Below are 19,493 nucleotides of genomic sequence, written 5' to 3' on the forward strand. Positions count from 1 at the left end.
CGGGGCACAGGGCATTCATAGCTGGCATTTATGCGAGCGCGCTTCGGAGTAGGCGTTCGATGCACGTCGTAAATCTGCATGCAGAGCAAGGCCGGCAGTGATAGCTTATCGAGCGTGTCCGGCGGGCACACTAGTGTTATAGAGCGAAGCTTCACTCCGTCTTCGAAACACTAAGGAGAACCACCCATGACGCACCGCGCAGACGCAGGGCTTGAGCCGGCTCAGGAGACGGCGGCGGCGCAGATGTCGTTTGTGCCGCAGCCAGGAAATCAGGAGGCGCGCCGAGCGGACCTGCGCCGTTGGAAGGCGATTGCGCTGTCCTTCCTGATTGGTGCGGCGGTGATCTTTTTGGGGTGCTCGTGGTGGCAGGCGTCGGCAAGCGGGGCTCCCGTCTGGGTGGGCTACGTACGCGCAGCGGCGGAGGCAGGCATGGTCGGTGGACTGGCGGACTGGTTCGCCGTGACCGCCCTGTTCCGCCGTCCGATGGGCCTACCCATCCCGCACACGGCGCTCATCCCGAACAACAAGGACCGCGTGGGTGATGCGCTCAAGGACTTCGTGGAGGAGAACTTCCTCACCGCGGATGCACTCAGCGCCAAGGTGCGGGAGGCAGAGATACCGCTGTGGCTGGCGCACCAGGGCGTGGAGCCAGGCAAGGCCGAGGAGGTCTCCGCATGGATTGGGCAGCGTGCGGCCAGTGTCGTATCGGATTTGGATGCGGCGGAGGCGGAGCACTTCATTAAGACCCAAGTGATGGATCGTCTGGCAGAACCCGAGTGGGGTCCGCCGCTGGGTAGGCTGCTGGAAGGCTACATTGCGGACGGCAAGGCGCGGCCGCTGGAGGATGACCTCATTGAGTGGGCACACGGCAAGATTCTTGGCATGGAATCCACAGTGGTCACTGCCATTGATGAGCGTATGCCTGGCTGGGCGCCGCGCTTTGCCCGCGAGATGGTGGGGGAGAAGGTGTACGCCGAGCTCGTGGAGTTCGCGGATGAAGTTCGCCGAAATGGCAACCACGAGGCCCGCCTAGCCATTCGCCGCAATCTGTCTAAGCTGGCTTCGGACCTGCAGTGGGATGAGGACATGCGCGCACGCGTAGAGGGTATTAAGCAGGAGATGCTGGCCTCCGAGCAGGCGCAGAAGGCCCCGGCGGCGATGTGGGCGACGGTCTCCTCCACGCTCATTGATCAGCTCAATGATCCGGAGTCTTTCCTGCGGCAGAAGATGACCGCCAAGGTGAAGGAATTGGCGCACCGCTTGTTGGAGGATTCGGAGTTCCTGGCCCAAGCCAACGAGCTTGTGGACAAGGCCGCGCGTTATGCCGTAGAGAAGTTTGCACCGGAGATTATCGCGATTATTCCGGAAACCATCAAGCGCTGGGATGCAGAGGAAGCGTCTCAGAATATTGAGCTCATGGTGGGCAAGGACCTGCAGTTCATTCGCCTCAACGGCACGGTTGTGGGTGCACTAGCCGGACTGGTTATCTACACTGTTAATCACCTGCTTTTTGGTATCTAACAAGGAGTTATGACCATGTCCGTATTTGACTCAATCAAGAACGCCGGCAGCTCTGCTTTTGATGTGGCCAAAGACTTCGGCGGCCGCTTTAAGGAAGAACGCCAGCGCCAAGCACAAAGTGCGCAGGCAGACCGTATTGCCCGCGCGGCTGATGCCTCCGGCATGGGTGATGGCACTGCGAAGGAAGAATCCTTTCTTGACCGCGTAACCTCGACCGCGAAGGACTTGGGTGAATCGGTCTCCTCCGCCGCACGGGAGACCCGTAAGTCGGAGTCTTTTGAAAAGGCCCGCACGGATTTCAACACCGCCTTCAACGAGACCCGTGACGGCGTGCAGGGTGCTATCAACAATGCCAAGGAGCAGCGCGCTGAGCGCCCTGAGACGCAGGAGCCGCAGGGCCCACGTAATCCGTACGCCCCGAAGCAGAACGACAACATTATTGACGGCGAAATCGTCGACGAGAACTAATTAATGCACACTTTTCTTAACATTCTTGCGTGGATACCGCACTACATTTTCATGGCGGTGTCCATCTTTGCCCTTATCGGTGCCGTCTTGGCGGCCTTGACGCGGGAGGATGCCTTCCGTGCTGGTGACCGCCAAAACAAGTGGGTATGGGTAGCCCTTTTGGGAGGATCGGCGCTGTTCATGAACTTGCCGCTGCCCTTTGTTAGCTGGATTGTGCCCTTTGTTAGCTGGATTGGTGCGATCATCACCGGCGTGTACTGGTTCGATGTGCGCCCACAGCTTAAGGCCATCATCAACGGCGATTACTCCTACTAATGCGCAGCCTTCTTCAGGCCTCCCTTGAGGAGGTACGTGCACAGTCGCCCGGCCAGCACGTGGTTGTCTCGCCGCATCACGTCGTGGCGGCTGCTGAGGCCGAGCACATTATTTCAGTTGCCGGATATCCCACTGGGCGCCACCACTCCTTGGTCAAGGCCGCAGAGGCGCGCCTCGCGGTGCAGTCAGGTGCGGCGGAGGTGTGGGTTGCGGTGGATGCCGTGCTTGGTGACGTCACCTCGCTCCTCTCCGAGCTCGTCACCCTTCGCGAGGCTTGCCCGCTGCCGGTGCGCCTAGGCCTAATTCTTCCCGCGGACCCAGCCCTGTCCTATGAGGACCTTGCGCGAACCGCTGAGCAGGCGGGGTATCAGTGCCTCGTCGTGTCAGACGACGACACCTTGCCCAAGCTGGATAGCCAGCTTCCCATTGAGCGTCTTTAGCCCGCGGGAGTGGACGCTGGTGCCGGTGCCGTGGCTGCATCGAGCTCGCTCATTGGCACGTCGTGTCCAATCATCGTGAGGGTGACCTCGCCAGCGCCAACGTCGACGGATTCGAAGGTGAGCTGCTGGCCAGCGAGCTGTTCTTCCATGCCTTCTGCCAGGGCATTGGAGATAGCATCCGTGGCCTGACCGGGGAGATCAAAGCCGAAAAGCGATGCATTTTCTGCGTCGATGGCGAGCTTGCCGTCGCGGACCTCCGGCTTAAGGGCGAGCGTGGCCAAGCCGCCGGCGAATTCGACGTTGAGGTCATCCTCGGCGTCGTTGGCGGTAATGGCGGTGACGACGAGATTGCCCACTGCGTCATAGCCGGACTGGTCCGCAATGGCCTTCTGGAAGCTTGCGAGCAGGAACTGATCCGGCACCGTGGTTGAAGCACGCAGCGTGCCCGCCACTGGCTCCTTGGACAAGGTCATGTCCTCCACGTGGATATCGGCGGCCGGCTGGCCGGTGATGGTGGTGCCCTCAATCTTCAACGTGGATGGGGTCTTCATGTCCATCTGCGGAATCTTGCCGTTGAGCATGCCGAAGACCATGGGGCTAGCGCCGAAGCTCACCTCGGGTTCTTCTGTGGTCTCCACGCCCTGTTCCTTAGCGGACTGCACGAACTGGTCTTTCATCTGGGTGCCCAGGAACCAGCGCAGGCCGAGCTCTGCCACCAAGATGATGAGCAGGAGTGCCACGAGCACGCCGATGAAGATTTTCCAGGCCGTTGAGGCGGGAGATTTAGAAGAAGCCATGACTACTAGTGTGGCGCACTGGCTTAAAGTCCGCCAACTACAACGTCCCAATCCACTGTGAGCACGTTATCCCGCAGGCGGCGATGGACCGGGTGGAGAGGAATGGTGCCCTGGAGCTGCTCGCGGGCCATGCGCCAGCGCACCCGCGGGCCGTAGGGAGCCCAGCCAGCGGCGCGGTCCCAGGCGTCATCAGCCGCCTGCAAAAGTTCATGGATCGGCTCGCCGGGCACATTCTTGTGGATGAGGATTTTGGGCAAACGCTCCGCGATATCGCTGGGGCGCTCCACGTCGAAAGGATCCCAGGCGAGGGTCAGGGAGAGGGGGCCTGAGACGTCGAGAAGAACCCAGGCGGCCCTGCGCCCCAGCTCGTCGCAGGTTCCCTCCACGAAGAACCCGCCGGGCGCTAGGCGCGAGGTCACCGTATCCCAGGCTTTTTCCACCTGGTCCACGTCATACTGGCGCAGCACGTTGAAGGCGCGCACCAGCTGTGCGCGGTAGCCTGCCAGCTCGAAGCCGCCCAGCTCAAAGGTGACGCCATCGCGCGGCGGCAGCACGCGCTCCGGGGAAATCTCCAGTCCCGTCACGCGCGTGCGGGGATTAACGCTGCGCAGCCAGCTGGCCCACTCCACCGTGGTGGTATGTGAGGCACCGTAGCCCACGTCGAGTGCCAGCGGCTCATCCGTGGAGCGCAGCAGGGAAGAAATCTCCGGGTGCGCCACCATCCAGCGGTCACAGCGGCGCAGACGATTGGGGTTGGTGGTGCCCCGGGTAACCACGCCAAAAGGCCGACCAGCGCTTTCCTGTGCTCGCAGGTTATGCGCGTGATCGGCCATGACAGTAACGGAAGGTGTTACACGTTTAGAGGTTGTTGGAGATCCACTCTTCGGTGAGCTTGCCCTCGTTGGTGTAGAGCTCCTGCAGAGCCTCAGCGACCTTCGGCTCGATGGCAGCGCCCATCATCGGGATGTTGACGGAAACCTCAGAGACGTAATCCAGAGCGGTGGACTCGCCCTGGCCCTTGTAGGTGATGTCGCCCTTGAAGTCGACCGGGGTGCCCTTGACGTCGGCGGTGAAGGAGACGGACATCTGATCATCGACAACCTCGCCGATGGTCACGGTGCGCTTTTCCTTGAGGTCCTGGGAGACCATAGCGCGGACAGCCTCCGGCAGGAGGGACGTCGGCAGAATTTCGTAGAGCACGGCGGTGTTGCCGGTGAACTCGTGCACGGTACCCGGTTCCGGGGACAGCTTGGCCACGATGAAGTCCCAGTACTCCTGAGTGGTCAGTGCCTTGTGCACCTTATCGATGGGCTGGTTGATGATAACGGTGTTTTCGCTACGGGTTGACATGAGTTACAGACTACCTTGGTAGACGTGCTAGATAAATTCATGACTCTCGCTGAACTAGACGGTGTCACTCTCGATTCCGAGACCACCTTCGCCGATCTCACCACTCTGCGCATTGGCGGCGCCCCGCTGGTGACGGTGCGGTGTGACAGCGCTGAGGCGGCGGTTGCGGCCTTGGCCGCGCTTGACGACGCCTCCCAGGACTACCTCGTCGTCGGCGGCGGCTCCAACCTCGTCGTTGCCGAAGGTCAGCTCGATGTCGTGGTGGTCATCCTCGACTTTGAGGACATCGATGCCTCCGTGGCGGATGGAATCATCCGTGCCGATGCCGGCGCGGTGTGGGATGACGTCGTGGCCCTGTCCGTCGAGTGTGGCCTGGGTGGTATTGAGTGTCTCTCCGGAATCCCGGGCAATGCCGGCGCCGTGCCGGTGCAGAACGTGGGTGCCTACGGCGCTGAGACCTCCGACGTCCTCACGCAGGTCTACCTTTATGAGCGCGCTACCCGCACCGCATCGTGGGTACCGGCCGCGGACCTGGAGCTGGCCTATCGCTACTCCAACCTCAAGTTCACCGGACGCGGCGTGGTGCTGGCTATCGAGCTCCAGCTGACTACCGACGGCCTGTCGAAGCCCCTGCGCTTTGGCCAGCTCACCCAGAACCCCGGTGAGCGCCGCCCTGTTGCCGAAGTCCGCGAAGAAGTACTAAAGCTGCGACGCAGCAAGGGCATGGTGCTCGACCCACAGGACCATGACACGTGGTCAGCCGGCTCCTTCTTCACCAACCCCATCGTCGAGCCCCAGCTCGCCGATTCCATCCAAGCCAGCGTCCGCGCCGCCCGCGGCGACGAGGATGCGGACCGCATGCCCCGACACGTGGTGCCGGCAAGCGGCACCACGTCGGGAGGGGGAAAGGAAAAGCTTTCCGCTGCCTGGCTCATCGAACGCGCCGGCTTTGCCAAGGGCTACCCAGGTGCCGAGTCCGGTGCACGCGCTACGCTATCCACCAAGCACACCCTGGCCCTGACCAACCGCGGTGAGGCCACCGCAGACGATATCGTCGCCCTTGCTCGCGAGATCCGCGCTGGGGTTCAGAAGGCCTTCGGAGTAACGCTGGAGCCAGAGCCCATCTGGCTAGGGGTAGAAATATAAGTACGAAATATTTAAAATGGCGTTGAATTACTAGCCCGACGCCGGCAGGCGGTAGGTGCCCAGAAAGGACAAAACATGTACATCCCCAAAGACGTACTCTTCGCCATCCTTCTCTTTGTCTCGGCCCTTCTCTGTGCGGTGGCGATCCTGTTAGTCCCAGGCCTGTTTGCGGAGTTCAGCGCAGCGCGCTGCACTTTGATGGCGAGTGTCTTGGGGCTCGGCGTCGCAGGGCTGTTCTTCGCCCGTACCCAGATCCGACGCCTTGAGCACTAGCGCTTAGGCCATGACGTTGAGCCACTCATCCTTGGCCGCCAGGAAATCGCGCGCGGCCTCCTGTGCGCCCTCGAGTGAGTGGTGGGCGCCCCAGCCGCACTGCACCTCGTTGGCTGCGGGAACCTCGGTGGCATTAAGGATGTCATTGAGCGCGCCCTCGACGGCGCGGAGCAGCTCGTCTTGCTCCATGCCATTGGTGATGGCATAAAAACCGGTACGGCAACCCATCGGGGCAAAGCCAATGAGCTTGTCGGTGTAGTTGCGCATGAAGTTGGCCATCATATGCTCCACCGAGTGAAGAGCCTCGGTGCCAAGATGTGCCTTGTTGGGCTGGCAGAAGCGCAGGTCATACTTGATAATCTCCACCCCGCCGCCCAGGTCGGTGCGGTCGGCGACGCGGATATAAGGGGCGTCGACCAGCCGGTGGTCGAGCTCGAAGGACTTCACATTGATCTTGTTCTCAGTGCTGTTCTCAGTCATGCCTCCCCAGTGTAACCACGGGCCGCACCGTGGCCCGAGTGTCCTGCCCCTGAATGCGGGCTGTACCGCATACGCTGGAAAGATATGAGCGACGAGGAGATCGGGGGCAACGCCATCCCGGTCGAGAGACCAGATACCATCGTGCCGTGGAAGAGCTCGAGCATCCTCGAGGTTGAGGGGCACGATGATGCCCGCGATCCTTTTGCCAAAGGCAACCGCCTTCGCCGGGAGAGCTGGGGACTAGTTATGCGCCGCACGTGGAATGACTTCTTCCACGATGCCTTCATGGACCGCGCTGCCGGAATGACGTACTTCACGCTCATGGCGTTTGCACCCACGGTGTTGGCGGCCTACTCCATCGCCACTCTTATCTTTTCCTCCCGCAGGGAGGAGGTGGAGCAGCTGACCTCACAGTTCATTGAACAGTACATCCCTAGCTCCTTCTCGGAGGAGGCGAATGTCGTTGTCAGCGCGATTATTGGTTCAAGTGCCCAAGGTACCTTCGCCTTGATCGTGTCGTTGGCGATCTCCCTGTTTTCTGCTTCGGCGTACGTGCGAGCCTTCGCGCGCACAGCCAATACCGTGTACGGGCGAGTGGAAGGCCGCGGCATCATTCGCACGTGGTCGCTGATGTGGGGGCTGACCGCCATCATTGTCATTGGCGCGGTCATCGTGCTCTTTGCCAACTTGCTGCGAGATACCGTCATTAGTGAGGCCATCTACCCCTTAGCCCGCCAGGTCGGCCTTGAAGATGCCGCTACCTACCTAGTCCAAGCCTTTCTACCTGTGTGGAATTGGCTGCGTTTCCCCGTCACGGTGGTCGTGGTCCTCACGCTGATTGCGGTGCTTTATCACTTCAGCCCCAATGTGCGGCCGAGTCGCTTTCGCTGGATCACCTACGGTTCCGTGGTAGCACTCGTGGTCACCGTTGGGGTCTGGGGTTTGTTCGGCCTCTACATCACGTATCTTGCTGGAGCCAGTGCTTATGGCGCATTGAGTACCATCCTGGCTCTTTTCATGGCCATATGGTTGATGAACACTGCCCTCATTGTCGGCATCAAGATTGATGCCGAGGTGCTGCGTGCAAAGGAGCTGCAACTAGGGATGCACTCGGAACGCTTCATCCAAGCCCCGCCACGCTCAGATGCGTCCTCGCGCGCCCAGGCCCGCGCGCAGAAACGCCTTGAGTACAAGGCGCGGGAGATTTCCGATAGCGCGCGGCAGGAACAGCCCGAGTAGTCGAGTGCTACTTCAGTGAGTAGTAGATAGAGCTTTTCGTGGTGGGATCAGAGACCACGATGTTGCCGCTCTCGGCATTCTTGGAGGGGGCACTAAAAATGAGTGTCTTACTTCGGGTCTTTGCCTGCGATAGGGGGTTATACAGCTCGTTGTCGGAGTTGACTGATGACCCATCTAATTTTCGGTTCTTCAAAGCCCAATGGTCGCTATAGCTAAGCAGTGGCACATTGAGGTAGTCGGGATTATCGCTTAGGTACGTGATGGTGACGTCGACCGAGATATACTCTCGCCCTTTTCTGGGCCGGGGAAGTAGGGGATGGGCGGCAACGAGAGAGTCGGAGTTATTGACCACAAGATTGCTCACTGTCAGTTGCCATTCTGGGCTAGACAACATGGTGTTCAGCGACAACGGGTCACTTCTCGAGCCTTCGTCGCCATCGAGAATGTAGTGCTCGCCGTCAGTATTCGGAGTCAGTTGAAAGGTGCTTGTGGGGCTCGGTGCAGCGGGAACTTCCTGGGCGGTAACCGGAGTGGCGTCCATGGACTCTGGAAGCACGACAAAGGCGGCAGCAGCCACGACGCTTCCAATGACGCTGACGGCGATGGCGACAACACCAACCGGGGTGGATTGCCGGGCAGATAAGGTCGCGGCAAGCCCCGTGGCCCCAGCCGCAGCGAGCATGACCCAGCCAGCGATATACACAACGGGAAGGCACGCCAGCAGCGTGCCCACCAGAGCGAGCACCACAGCAATTAGACCGAGGCGGTCCTTCTTGGGCTGTGATTCCTTTGCAGAGGCATCGGTCATGTGAGGAACTCTTTCAGATGTGGAGAAGGTTCGTGCGCGAAGAAAGGTGCCTAACTGACTATGTGTGCTCGACCTGTTCCGTCGAGTAGCTCGTCAACGTGTCTTCCCACGAGGCCCCTTCGTCAAACATGACAAACAGTCCGATGGACAGAACAATTTTAATGATGACACCGAGGACTACTCCCACCCCTGCGGTGCACAGCGCGATGATGGACCAGAAGTTCCTTTGGTCTTTCATGAACAAACCAGTAAGAGCCAGGGTGACGGCGGCGACGGGCACAACCGAGTCTAGGAAGAACATGAAAGGTAGGCAGGTGAGCACGCATCCGAGCAGCGCCGTGATGAAGGCGATGAGCCCCAGAGCATTGGATTGCGGCTGCGGCGGCTGCTGCGGGGCGCCGTAGTAGTTCTGCTGGCCATACGGGCCATTCTGTGGAGGCGGGACGTGTGAGGGCTGGAAACCGGAGGGATGCTGGGGAGGTTGTGTCATAGTGTCCTATTTCAAAGCGAGGAAGAAGGGAATCTCAGTGCCAGGCGCGATAATCCCGAAGGCACCGTCTTCAGCGCCGTTCTCCGGCACGCTGACAGCAACTCTGCCGGTGCGCTTCTCCTGCGGCTGGAAAGGCGTGTCTGCGTCCATAAACCCGTCGACGTCCCACTTGATGGGTTGCCCGTTCTCCTCCTCGCCAGGGTCGAAGTAAAGGAACGCCATCTCAGAGCTAGCGTCGGTCTCATTACCGGTGTACGTCAGCGTCAAGTCAAAAACTAAGTACTTTCGACCATCTTCTGGCTTCTCATAAGACGGGTCCGCAGCCATGACCTCGTCAGTGCCGTCAAAGTTGAGGTTGGCTACGTCCACTGCCCATTCAGGTCCGTTCAACGTGGTGTTGAGTGGTAGGGGGGTTGAGCGCGAACCAGGGGTGCCGTCCTCAAGGATCTGGATGCCGTTTTCGTCGGGAACGCTGTTGAAGTACTCCGTCGAGATGGGGGTAGGGGAGCTTGTGCTTTCCGACGTCTCCTCACCCGATGGCTGCACCGTCGTCCCCACGACGGAGCTCCCTGCATTTGGAGTTTGTGTCGTATCCGGCAGAGAACCGATGAACTTCGCAGTAATGAAGAAGAGAAAGACTATCGAGGCAATGAAGCTACCCACCACGGAGATGAGCAGCGCGGCCACACCCCAGAACTTGGATTGGTTGTTGAGGAACAGTGCGACGATGGCAGTAATGAACCCCGCGACGAGCATGATCCAGCCCACGACGTAGATGCCGGGAACGCAGGCGATAATGGTGCCCAAGACAGCGAACACTGTGGCGATGATTCCGACGACGGAACTTTTCTTAGGCGGTTCGGGCTGGGGTGGCGGTGCCCCATACCCGCCGCCTTGGCTGCCAAAGGGAGCGCCCGGCGGCGGGAAGGACTGGTTGGCGTAGGGATTCTGCTGCGGGGCGCCGTGCTGCGGGGCTCCCTGCGGCCTGGGGCCCGGCGGCGGGTTGTGCGGCGGATACGGCGGCTGAGTCATCACGAGGCTCTTTCGGAGGTGGGGGGGAGAGGTGAGTGGAACCTCATAATAACCGCAGCATAACCGCCGCGTGCGGGAACAGGGGGTAGGTGGGGAGTGCTCCTAGTTCTCTGGGTAGGTGCCGTCTTCGCCGAGTCGCGCGGTGTCGTCGAGAAGCATTGCGATTTCCGCAGCCTTGGCGTTGTGCGCCGGCAGGCGGCGTCCTTCGATGACCTCGAAGAGCGGAGCGCGGCCCAACATGCCGGCCTCAAAGTGCGCACGGCCCGCACGCAAGCGCTGCTCGGCGCGCTTCCGCCACTCGGCAGCGGCATCCGCCCCACGCTGCTGGGACACGGCCTGCTCGAACACGCCTGGGTGGGCGTAGACGATGAGCGCGCTGACGTGGCCGAAGCCGAGCGAGGTCAGTGCCGCTGCCTTCACGCTGTGGCCCGCAGAGCCGAGGTCCAGCGGGGAGCGCAGCCACACCAGGTTCGGCGCCTTCGGTGCGATGAGTGGGTCAACACAATCCAGGGACACGTTCGCCGGGATGCGGTGCGTGCGGAAGACGTCGATGATGCCGCCGGTTTGGAAGAGCGCGGCACCCGCCTTGGAGTGACCGGTGAGCGTCTTCTGGGAGATGACGAACATCGGCTGGTCCTCATCGCGGCCAATCGCCGGCCACAGCAGGGAGTGCAGCTCCGACTCGTTGGGGTCGTTGGCGTTGGTGGAGGTGTCGTGCTTGGACAGGACGCTGACGTCGTTCGGTGTCAGGCCCAGACCGCGCAGCGAGCGCGCCAGGCGGGAGTTCTCCCGGCCGCGGCCAGCACCCAGAGCGCCCAGGCCAGGGGCCGGGATGGAGGTGTGGGCGCCGTCGCCATAGGAGGCCGCGTGGGCGACCACCGCGAGCACCGGCAGTCCTAAGTCGGCTGCTAGTGAGGCACGAACGAGCAGGACCGTGCCGCCGCCCTCGCCTTCGAGGAAGCCGCCGCGGCGGCGGTCATTGGCGCGGGAGATGAAGCGATCATCGATTCCCTTGGCGGTCATCTTCGCGGTCTCCGCGGTGGCGTTCATGTCGCCGAAGCCCTGGAGGGATTCCACCTGGACATCGTCGATACCGCCGGCCACGACCACGTCGGCCTTGCCCAGGGCAATCTTGTCCACGGCTTCCTCAATCGACACCGCTGCGGTAGCGCAGGCACCAATCGGGTGAATCATGGAACCGTAGCCGCCCACGAGCGACTGCATAGTGTGCGCCGCGATGACGTTGGGCAGGGCCTCCTGCAGGATGTCCGACGGGCGCTCCTCACCGAGGAAGCGGGTGACGAAGACCTTGTGCAGGGACTCCATGCCGCCGATACCGGTGCCCTGCGTGGTGGCCACCTGGCCCGGGTGGATGGAGCGCAGCAGCTCCGCCGGGGAGAAGCCGGCCTGGGTGAAGGCATCCACCGCGCTGACCAGGTTCCACACCGCCATGCGGTCCAGGGAGTCGAGCATGTGCTCCGGGATGCCCCACTTGGCGGCGTCGAAATCATCCGGCATCTGCGCGGCGACGGTACGGGTCAGCGTGGCCTTGCGCGGGACCTTGACGGTCGCACCCTGGCGGCGGGTGACCTGCCACTCGCCATCCGCCTCGACGATGCTGACGAACTCCGGGTCCGCGTCCTGAATATCGCGGGCGGTGGCCTCCGAATCCACCGTGAAGGTGACGTCGCGGTCGAGGAAGACGGTGGTCAGGTCGATGGATCCACGGTCGGTGAGATGGTACTTATCCGTGAGCGTGCGGATACCGCAGCGCGCGACGACCTCATCGCGGAAGCGCTCGAAAATGTCCTCTTCGGCAATCTCTTCGTCGTCGTTCACGACGAACCAGCCCGGGTGCGGGTCCTCACGCCATTCCACTAGCCCGGTCATCCAGGCCAGCTCCAGCACGCCGGCTGCGGTGAGTTCCGCGGAACCATCGCGCTGCAGACCATACTCGGCCTCGAAGCGCGTGCGGCCCGAACCCCACGAGGAGACTTCGCCGATGCCGGCGATGACCACCATGTCCTCTAGGTCCGTGGTGACCTGGCCGATTTCTTCCTCCAGGCCTGGCTGAACTGCGTGCACCTGGTTGGGCAGTGCGGTGATGGTCGCGAGGGCGTCCTGCTCCTCGTGCGGAACGACGCCAGTCGGCTCCGCACCTGCGGCGAGCTCCGTCAGGGAGAAGCCCTCCAGGCCACCGGTGAGGTCCTTTTCCACCGGGGCATGTGCTGCCTGCTCACGGGCATCCTTACTTGCCAACTCCATGAGCTCAGCGGAAATCTCCTCCGGGCTCCACACCTTGATGCCGGCCTTCTCGGCAGCGGGCACCAGCGCATCATTGCCGCCCATGAGGTGCGTGCCGGCCACCCAGCCAATCTTGGCCTGCGCCAGGGTGACGCCCTGCGGCCAGCCGGATTCGACCTTCCACTTGTTGAGGATGGCATCGAGCGCGGCCTTGACCTCGCCGTAGGCGCCGTCGCCGCCGAAGGTGCCGCGGTTGGGGGAGCCCGGCAGGACGACATGGCAGCGCTTATCGACGTCCCCCTGACTCAGCCGTGCTAGCCCCGCAATGGTGCGTTCGACGGACCACAGCAGCAGCCGGGCCTGGGACTCGGTGGTGCCGGAGGCATCCGCCAGCGAGCCGGACACACTTGGCGCGGCGAAGGGGAAGGCCAGCGTCGGCGTGAGGGCCGGTTTGAGAATCTTGACCTCGTTGCCCACGGACTCGCGCTGCTCAGTGCCGATCCAGTCGATGAGCGCGTCAATATCGCGGAAGCTCGACAGGTTCGCCGGGACCAGCCACAGGGCGGAACCAGCAGCGCCGTGCTCGGCATAGAGCGTGCGCGCGAACTCCTTGCGGGCTTGGCTTATACGGGAGGCAGTCATAATGACCGTGGCGCCGCCTTCCAGCAGACGCTCCACCAACGCGGTGGCGATGGAACCAGGTGCAGCACCCGTGACTAGGGCAATCTCGCCGGCATACGCGCCGGGCGTGGTGTCCACGGCAGCCTTCGCTATGTCTTCGCGCTTCCACCAGCGAGCCTGGCGTGCCAGGTCCTCGCCAGTACCGCGGAAGCTCTCAACTGAATACTCGGCCTGGCCCAGTGCCACGCGGGCAAGGCGCTCGCGGGCGATGGCCCAGGAGTCGTCGAAAAGCACGGCCTTCGTCGAGTCAAACGACGGAGCTACAGACTTAAGCCACCCAGAGCCGAGCTCTGCCTCGACGGCATCGATGACGGTGGTATCAGGCGCTTCGACGAGTTCCGGCTTGGAGTCCAGCCCGAGCTGGGAGAGAACCTGGCGGGCAGCTGTGGCCAAGACACCGTTCTCACCGGTGACGGTCTCGGCGAAAGCATCCAAGGCAGCAGAGTCGACCACGGCACCGCCCCCGGCACCACCGGCGGCTGCGCCCTTGGAGACAGTAGCGCCGTGGGCAGCGGCGACGGCCTGGACGGCGGTGTCGATCAGCTCGTGCGCTGCAGACTTGGAGGTGGCACTCGCCGGCACGGTGCTCAGCGAGCCGCCGCGCACCGAATCTTCCTCGCGGGAGCCGAGCAGGATCTCCGCCTCGACGTGGGCAAGCCAGGATTCAGGCAGACCCCAGGTTCCGGTGACATAGTCAGCCACGGCGGTGGGTTTGAGGCCCGCCGCACCAAAGAGCTGGCGCAGGCGCGCGCCGACGGCCTCACTCAGCACCGGTCCGAAGGCGGCGTAGCCCGGGGCCGCGGTGGAAACTTTCTCCCGCAGCGTGGCCACGTCGGCGTCAGCAGCGCCGTCGATTGCGGGTACGCCGAGTTCCGCCGACATGTCCATGAGCAGCTGGTTACGGCGCGAGGACACGCCGTTGGTGAGCTCCTCCACGGTGTCAGAATCCATGATCTGGTCCACGCGGATCTTGTTCTGGAAGGCGAAGAGCACCATGATGGCCTCCGCCGCGCCGAAGCGCAGTTCGGGGGCGTCGCTGGGCACAGCTGCAGGAGTTGGTGCAGCCGGAGCCGGAACGTCCTCAGTCTGCGGCGTTGCCTCCTCGGCAACGGGTTCCGCAACGGGTTCTGGGGCGGGGGCCTCGGAGACGTCGGCAAGCATGACCTGGTCCTGGTCGCGCTCCACGTTGAGCACGCGGATGGTGCCCTCCGGGATACCGGCAACTGTGAGCGAGCGTTCAGCCAGGTTGGTCAGCGTTGGGGAAGAAGCCAGGCCGACCTCGATGATCTGCTCGACCTTGCCAAAGAGGAACTCCTGGGTTTCAATCCAGCGCACGGGTGAGGCGAACTGCCAGGACAGTAGCTCAATGAGGAGCAGGCGGGCGAGCTCGTTATCGTCCATGTCCGCAGCATTGAGCCCGTCCAGCTTTCCGGACGGCGCTAGCGGTGCCACAGCATCGACGAAGTCCTGGGTGAGCTCGAAGGGGCGGGCCACCAGGTTCGGGATATAGCGGCCCACCAGGGCATCGAGGTCCAGCTGTGCCGGAAGCAGCTCGTCGAGCTTCTCCGCAAAGGCCGGCACGCCTTCGCGCAGCACGCGGGAGTGGAAAGGCACGTCGATGCCCGGGACCATGACGGCCGCGCGCGGCGCGATGGCATTGGCCTTATCTACCAGGGCCTTGAGACCCTTCTTCGTGCCGGCAATGGAGTATTGCTGGCCGCGGATGTTGTAGTTGACAATCTCCAGGAACTCGCCGGTGGTCTCGGCGACCTCGGCCACCCAGGCGTCGACGCTGTCGGCATCAATGCCGGCCATGTTCGGGCGCAGTGCCGCCATGGCGTATTCAGAATTGCCTTCGGCATCGCGCGGTACCAGGCTGCCCATGGCGGAGCCGCGGGAATAGACGATGTCGATGACACCCTCGAGGTCGAAGATATTCGCCAGCGAGGCAAGGGCGGTGTATTCGCCCAGGGAATGGCCGGCGAAGTAAGAGGTGGGCGCCAGGGCGTCCTCAGCACGCAGGCGCTCAGTTTGGGCAAAAGCCACCACAGCCAGGGCTACCTGCGTGAACTGGGTCAGATGCAGCACGCCCTGCGGGTGACGGAAGGTAGTGCCGCGTACGGAGAGCTCCGTCGGGTTCTCATCGATGATCTTCTGGATGCTAAAGCCCAGGTTCGCGCGGGTATGTGCATCGGCGCGGCGCCAAGCCTCGCGCGCTGCCGGGGAAGCTTGGCGGTCGCCCTTGCCCATGCCCACTGCCTGGATACCCTGGCCGGGGTAGACATAAGCCGTCGTCGGTGCGGCGAGCAGGGCCTGGCCGCGGGAGACCACGTCGCCGTCGATGCGGCAGGTGACTTCGAGCGCTTGGTGGATGCCCTTGCGGCCGACGCGCTCAACGGTGATCTCGATGTCATCACCCAGCTGTACCATGCCATACATGGAATAGGTCCAGCCCACCACGCGGCCGTGGCGCCCGGCCACTTGCTGCGCCGCAGCGGAGAGCCACATGCCGTGTACGAGAGGTGCTTCCAGGTTGACGAGCTGGGCCGCGTTATAGGAAGTGTGGATCGGGTTATAGTCACCGGAGACCAGCGCGAATGGAGTCATATCCTGCGGTGCGGTGACGGTGGCGCGGTCGACGAAGGAGCGTGGCGTCGGCACCACCTTGGTGGCGGACTTGCCACCGCCCCACTCGGGCGCTGGGCTTGGCGCGGCAGTGCCGGTAGCGCGGCCGCGGATGGCGAAGCGGTGTATCTGCGTGGCCACGATGTCGCCGGAAGCGTGGTCCTTGAGCTCCAGCTCCACCGTCACGATGCGCCCGGACGCAGATTCCTCCACGGCGGTGCAGGAGGAGGTGACGTTGATCTGGCGGCCGTCGGCAAGCTGCTCTAGCGGCACCCGCACGTCGATGACGTGGTCCAGGTGCACCGCGTTGAGCAGGCCTTCGATGACCGGATAGCCATCCTCCAGGCGGCCGGAGCCGAGCGCGGCATAGATGGCCGGCCAGCAGGGGCCGACAAGCACGTCCGGGGTACCGGCCTTCTCTGCGGAGGAATCGCCGCAGGTCACCGCGCTGTGTGCCGACAGCAACGAGGCCGGGAAATTGAAGGAGTAACCAGACTCCACCGTCGGCATTTCCGTGATCTCATCGCCCTGTTCGGCCGTGGAGCCGACACCGGCCAGGCCCTCCAGCAGGGTAAAGACGGACTTAGGCAAGCGCTCCTCGGAGACCACCGGGGAGCCGCCCGTGGCGACATCCTCCGGCAGGTCGACCGGAACGGTGACTTCGCGGACGTAGAAGGGACGCTGGTCCTCAGGGAGATCATCCCAGTAGGAATCCGCGGTGATGACAATTTCCCACTTGCCGTCGGCATCCTGGCGCAGGTCGAAGGCATTCTCATCCATCTCATGCGCCGGGTTCGCCATGAGGTGGCCGTGCCACAGCAGGGTAGGGGCGGTGCGCAGGAACTCGGCCTCATCGGCAGCAGAGTTCAGACGCGAGAAGGCCTTGTGTGGTGTCGAACCCTGCTCCAGCAGCGCATCCGTGGTGGCCTTCTCGAAGTGGGCAAGCAGACTCGCTACCGGCTCGTTCTTCGTGGTAATACCTGCCACGGCGACTGGACCCGGGATGATGCGCACCTGGTCGGCGGTGTAGCGCTCATCCTGGGCCTGCCAGAGAGTGTCCTTGCCAAACCAGGACTTCAGGTCGCCATCGATGGCGGGTACCCACGGCATGGGCTTGACGTGCTTGTAGTGCAGCGAAATCCACCAAGCGGCATCGCGCGCGGAGACCTCCGTAGTGCGTGCGGCGGGGTATTCAGCCAGCAGCTTCGCGACGGCCTGCGGGGCATCGTGCACAGCTTCTACAGTGGGGAAGAGGGTTTCAATCTGGCCGTGGTCGGCCGGGTTCAGGCGTGCCTCAACGCGGTGGAGGAGATCGAGGAAACGGTCATCCCAGCTCGGATCCACAAAGGGATGAGCCAGCTCCACGAAGCGCTCCAGCCACTCGGCGTAGGTCATGGACTCTACGTCACCGAAGTAGGGCTTGCAGGTCTTGGCGAGAGCATCGATGATCTCTTCGCGGTGAGCCGGGTACTCCTCGATGCTCAAGGAGGTAATCAGGCGCGAGGCCGCAGCGAAGGAATTGTCCAGGTCATGGATGTCTGCCAGCAGGTGGGACTGCGACGACGCCACGCCATGCGCGCCGGTGCCGCGGCCGACCCACCCGCCGTTTTCTTCTGGACCAATGCCCGGAGTATTAACCAGCAGGTCCTTGACGGAGTCGGTAGCTTTGGCCTCCTTGGTGGCCATGGCGACGGTGCCGAGGAAGACGGCGTCGACAGGCATGGCAGGCACACCATGCTTCTTCGCCCACGCGCCGGTGAGGTACTCCGTGGCGCGCTCCGGTGTAGCGATGCCGCCGCCCACGGCGAGGTAAACATTGCTGTGAGCGCGGATCTCAGCGTAGGTCTCTAGCAGCATGTCATCGAGGTTGACCCAGGAGTGGTGGCCGCCGGCGTGCCCGTCCTCGACCTGCATGATGATCTGATCACCCGGGTAGGCGGCGGCGATGGCCAGCACGTCCCGGATTTGCTTGGCGGTGCCGGGCTTGAAGGAGATGTAGGGGAAGCCGTCCTCGTGCAGGCGGGCGAGGAGCTCGCCGGCTTCCTCCACCTCGGGGATACCGGCGGAGATGCACACGCCATTGAAAGGCGCGCCGGCCGCACGAGCCTTGGGCACGATGCGCGCTTGGCCAAACTGCAGGTTCCACAGGAAGCGATCGAAGAACATGGTGTTGAACTGCGCGGTGCGGCCCGGGTGCAGGTGCTTTTCCATGACGGCGAGGTGGGCACGGAAGACCTCATCGGAGTACATGCCACCGCCGGCCATCTCCGTCCAGTGCCCGGCGTTGGCGGCAGCGGCCACGATCTCGCCGTCTGCTGAGGTCGGAGTCATGCCGCCCAGCATGATGGGGGACAGGCCAGTGAGATCCGAAAAACGCGTCTGCGTGACGGTGCGCCCGCCGGGAAGTTCAAGGGTGCGCGGAGCAAAGTCAGCGTAGTTAAGCGCAGTGGGAAGTTCGGTGCCAGGCGTAGTCAGTGAGTCGATGGCCTGTGGGGACGTTGCCTCCACGACGACGACCCCAGTGCCTTCCACCGCGCGGCGCGTGATGGACGTCAGAGCGCGGTCGAGAACGATGAAATGAGTAGCGTCCAGAGCCTCTAGCGTCTGCGGCCAATTGTGCTCAGCCACGAGGATGGCCTCTGCGTGTTGGCGAGCGGCATGCTCATCCAAGCCGCACTTCTGCGCCAGCGCCACGGTGTGCTCAGCGGCCATAGCGAGCACCGGGTTATGGAAAGGCAGGGCTACGGGCAGCTCGTCGAAACGCGCTTCGAGCTCATCACCTCCGATAGTGCGCTCCTCTAGAGCGGCATTGTGCTGTGCAGCGGCGCCTTCAATCGCCGCGCGCGTTGCCGCAAGGTCGTCTGGACTGCCGGATAGCACGAGGTGGCGCCGGCCATTCACCACGGCAATGGCAGCTGTGCCGTGCAGGCGCTGGGCGATGAAGTCGCGCTCGAGCCCACGCACCGACAGCATCTGCGAGCGGGGATCAGTACCGTTGACCGCCGTCGAGGCCGTGCCCATGAGGAGGGCAAGGGCTAGGGCTTCCGCTGGCTTATCGACGGCCATCTCTCCCAAACTTCCCTGCGAATGACCCGCAGTCACGTCGAGTGAGACGCCCAGGTCACGAAGTTGCTCGATGGCCGCAATCTGTCCCAGCACGATGCCCGGGATGGAGACGGCTGGGAGTACATCGCCCGGCTCGCGTTCTGCTTCTCCGCCAATGAGTTGCTCCAAGCGTTCCACCGCACCGGGGCACGTGGAGGCTACCGAGCGGGCTGCCGGGGCAATGAACATGCGAGCCTGGGCAAGTACTTCCTGCAAGCGCTGGGCAGTGGCTGGGGTGTGCGTGGCGGCGGCGATGAAGCTTTGCCATTCAGAGCCCTGACCCGCGAAAAGGACGGCTGGGCGGGGCATAGAATGCAGCGGAGTTACAGGCATTTTTCCTCTTTGTGCTTGTCGGGGATAAGTCTCTGACTAGATGCCGAGCATTAGTTTGCCCAACATAACTAATCATGATGACGCCACCGTAGTCGAAGCCTGTTGGAAAAAGTGACTCCCGCGCGCAAAATGTGAGGTTTTTCTCA

The 19,493-nt window shown here is 62.9% G+C and carries 15 protein-coding genes; 7 read left to right on the forward strand and 8 right to left on the reverse strand.

The genetic code is table 11. From position 1 onward, the window contains the following. Positions 1-186 precede the first annotated feature (186 nt). From QP922_RS00150 to QP922_RS00165, 4 genes are read left to right on the forward strand one after another with little or no spacing between them, the layout of a single operon-like run. Complete coding sequence (locus tag QP922_RS00150; RefSeq protein WP_284807251.1) at positions 187-1,521, forward strand: DUF445 domain-containing protein; 1,335 nt, start codon at positions 187-189, stop codon at positions 1,519-1,521. 15 nt (positions 1,522-1,536) lie between these two features. Next, positions 1,537-1,989 (forward strand): CGLAU_01105 family protein, encoded by a 453-nt coding sequence (locus QP922_RS00155; protein ID WP_284807253.1) that lies wholly within the window; start codon positions 1,537-1,539, stop codon positions 1,987-1,989. Positions 1,990-1,992: 3 nt separating this feature from the next. Beyond that, positions 1,993-2,304 carry a DUF2516 family protein gene (locus QP922_RS00160; RefSeq protein ID WP_284807254.1) on the forward strand — a complete coding sequence of 104 codons (312 nt, stop codon included), beginning with the start codon at positions 1,993-1,995 and terminating at the stop codon, positions 2,302-2,304. After that, on the forward strand, positions 2,304-2,744 hold the full coding sequence (locus QP922_RS00165) for a deoxyribose-phosphate aldolase (protein ID WP_284807256.1): 441 nt from the start codon (positions 2,304-2,306) through the stop codon (positions 2,742-2,744). The genes QP922_RS00160 and QP922_RS00165 overlap by 1 nt, the downstream gene beginning before the upstream one ends. Here QP922_RS00165 and QP922_RS00170 read toward each other — a convergent pair. The 3 genes from QP922_RS00170 to QP922_RS00180 are packed head-to-tail and all read right to left on the reverse strand — an operon-like array spanning position 2,741 to position 4,891. Further along, positions 2,741-3,541, reverse strand: a complete 801-nt coding sequence (locus tag QP922_RS00170) for an LmeA family phospholipid-binding protein (protein WP_284807258.1) — start codon at positions 3,539-3,541, stop codon at positions 2,741-2,743. The genes QP922_RS00165 and QP922_RS00170 overlap by 4 nt on opposite strands. 23 nt (positions 3,542-3,564) lie before the next feature. Further along, entirely contained in the window at positions 3,565-4,374 is an 810-nt protein-coding gene (locus QP922_RS00175; protein ID WP_284807259.1) for a class I SAM-dependent methyltransferase, read from the reverse strand. 25 nt (positions 4,375-4,399) lie between these two features. Next, entirely contained in the window at positions 4,400-4,891 is a 492-nt protein-coding gene (locus QP922_RS00180; RefSeq protein WP_070669629.1) for a DUF2505 domain-containing protein, read from the reverse strand. Positions 4,892-4,915: 24 nt separating this feature from the next. Here QP922_RS00180 and QP922_RS00185 point away from each other — a divergent pair, with 24 nt between their 5' ends. Together QP922_RS00185 and QP922_RS00190 are read left to right on the forward strand one after the other, a co-directional pair. Beyond that, a complete protein-coding gene (locus QP922_RS00185; RefSeq protein WP_502869575.1) occupies positions 4,916-6,037 on the forward strand; it encodes a UDP-N-acetylmuramate dehydrogenase in 1,122 nt (373 codons plus the stop codon). Positions 6,038-6,112: 75 nt separating this feature from the next. Next, positions 6,113-6,310 carry a hypothetical protein gene (locus QP922_RS00190; protein WP_042529085.1) on the forward strand — a complete coding sequence of 66 codons (198 nt, stop codon included), beginning with the start codon at positions 6,113-6,115 and terminating at the stop codon, positions 6,308-6,310. A gap of 3 nt (positions 6,311-6,313) precedes the next feature. Here the strand turns inward: QP922_RS00190 and QP922_RS00195 are convergent, their stop codons facing one another. After that, entirely contained in the window at positions 6,314-6,790 is a 477-nt protein-coding gene (locus QP922_RS00195; RefSeq protein WP_284807260.1) for an S-ribosylhomocysteine lyase, read from the reverse strand. 84 nt (positions 6,791-6,874) lie between these two features. On the opposite strand from QP922_RS00195, the gene QP922_RS00200 reads away from it, so the two are divergent. Next, positions 6,875-8,029: a YihY/virulence factor BrkB family protein gene (locus tag QP922_RS00200; RefSeq protein ID WP_284807262.1), complete on the forward strand. Its 1,155-nt coding sequence runs from the start codon at positions 6,875-6,877 to the stop codon at positions 8,027-8,029. A 7-nt stretch (positions 8,030-8,036) separates the two neighbouring features. On the opposite strand, the gene QP922_RS00205 is transcribed toward QP922_RS00200, so the two are convergent. From QP922_RS00205 to QP922_RS00220, 4 genes are all read right to left on the reverse strand, one after another. Then, complete coding sequence (locus QP922_RS00205; protein ID WP_284807264.1) at positions 8,037-8,837, reverse strand: hypothetical protein; 801 nt, start codon at positions 8,835-8,837, stop codon at positions 8,037-8,039. Between the two features lie 58 nt (positions 8,838-8,895). Beyond that, entirely contained in the window at positions 8,896-9,327 is a 432-nt protein-coding gene (locus tag QP922_RS00210) for a hypothetical protein (RefSeq protein WP_284807266.1), read from the reverse strand. A 6-nt stretch (positions 9,328-9,333) separates the two neighbouring features. Further along, positions 9,334-10,359, reverse strand: a complete 1,026-nt coding sequence (locus QP922_RS00215; protein ID WP_204099069.1) for a DUF308 domain-containing protein — start codon at positions 10,357-10,359, stop codon at positions 9,334-9,336. 102 nt (positions 10,360-10,461) lie between these two features. Continuing rightward, positions 10,462-19,347, reverse strand: a complete 8,886-nt coding sequence (locus QP922_RS00220) for a type I polyketide synthase (protein WP_284807269.1) — start codon at positions 19,345-19,347, stop codon at positions 10,462-10,464. Positions 19,348-19,493 lie beyond the last annotated feature (146 nt).

The organism is Corynebacterium sp. MSK218 (assembly GCF_030232655.1).
GTDB lineage: Bacteria > Actinomycetota > Actinomycetes > Mycobacteriales > Mycobacteriaceae > Corynebacterium.

Excerpts from the sequence above, each read along its gene's own strand:
- QP922_RS00150 (WP_284807251.1), top strand. The coding sequence starts at position 187 with ATGACGCACCGCGCAGACGCAGGGCTTGAGCCGGCTCAGGAGACGGCG.
- QP922_RS00155 (WP_284807253.1), top strand. The coding sequence starts at position 1,537 with ATGTCCGTATTTGACTCAATCAAGAACGCCGGCAGCTCTGCTTTTGAT.
- QP922_RS00160 (WP_284807254.1), top strand. The coding sequence starts at position 1,993 with ATGCACACTTTTCTTAACATTCTTGCGTGGATACCGCACTACATTTTC.
- QP922_RS00165 (WP_284807256.1), top strand. The coding sequence starts at position 2,304 with ATGCGCAGCCTTCTTCAGGCCTCCCTTGAGGAGGTACGTGCACAGTCG.
- QP922_RS00170 (WP_284807258.1), bottom strand. The coding sequence starts at position 3,541 with ATGGCTTCTTCTAAATCTCCCGCCTCAACGGCCTGGAAAATCTTCATC.
- QP922_RS00175 (WP_284807259.1), bottom strand. The coding sequence starts at position 4,374 with ATGGCCGATCACGCGCATAACCTGCGAGCACAGGAAAGCGCTGGTCGG.
- QP922_RS00180 (WP_070669629.1), bottom strand. The coding sequence starts at position 4,891 with ATGTCAACCCGTAGCGAAAACACCGTTATCATCAACCAGCCCATCGAT.
- QP922_RS00190 (WP_042529085.1), top strand. The coding sequence starts at position 6,113 with ATGTACATCCCCAAAGACGTACTCTTCGCCATCCTTCTCTTTGTCTCG.
- QP922_RS00195 (WP_284807260.1), bottom strand. The coding sequence starts at position 6,790 with ATGACTGAGAACAGCACTGAGAACAAGATCAATGTGAAGTCCTTCGAG.
- QP922_RS00200 (WP_284807262.1), top strand. The coding sequence starts at position 6,875 with ATGAGCGACGAGGAGATCGGGGGCAACGCCATCCCGGTCGAGAGACCA.
- QP922_RS00205 (WP_284807264.1), bottom strand. The coding sequence starts at position 8,837 with ATGACCGATGCCTCTGCAAAGGAATCACAGCCCAAGAAGGACCGCCTC.
- QP922_RS00210 (WP_284807266.1), bottom strand. The coding sequence starts at position 9,327 with ATGACACAACCTCCCCAGCATCCCTCCGGTTTCCAGCCCTCACACGTC.
- QP922_RS00215 (WP_204099069.1), bottom strand. The coding sequence starts at position 10,359 with ATGACTCAGCCGCCGTATCCGCCGCACAACCCGCCGCCGGGCCCCAGG.
- QP922_RS00220 (WP_284807269.1), bottom strand. The coding sequence starts at position 19,347 with ATGCCTGTAACTCCGCTGCATTCTATGCCCCGCCCAGCCGTCCTTTTC.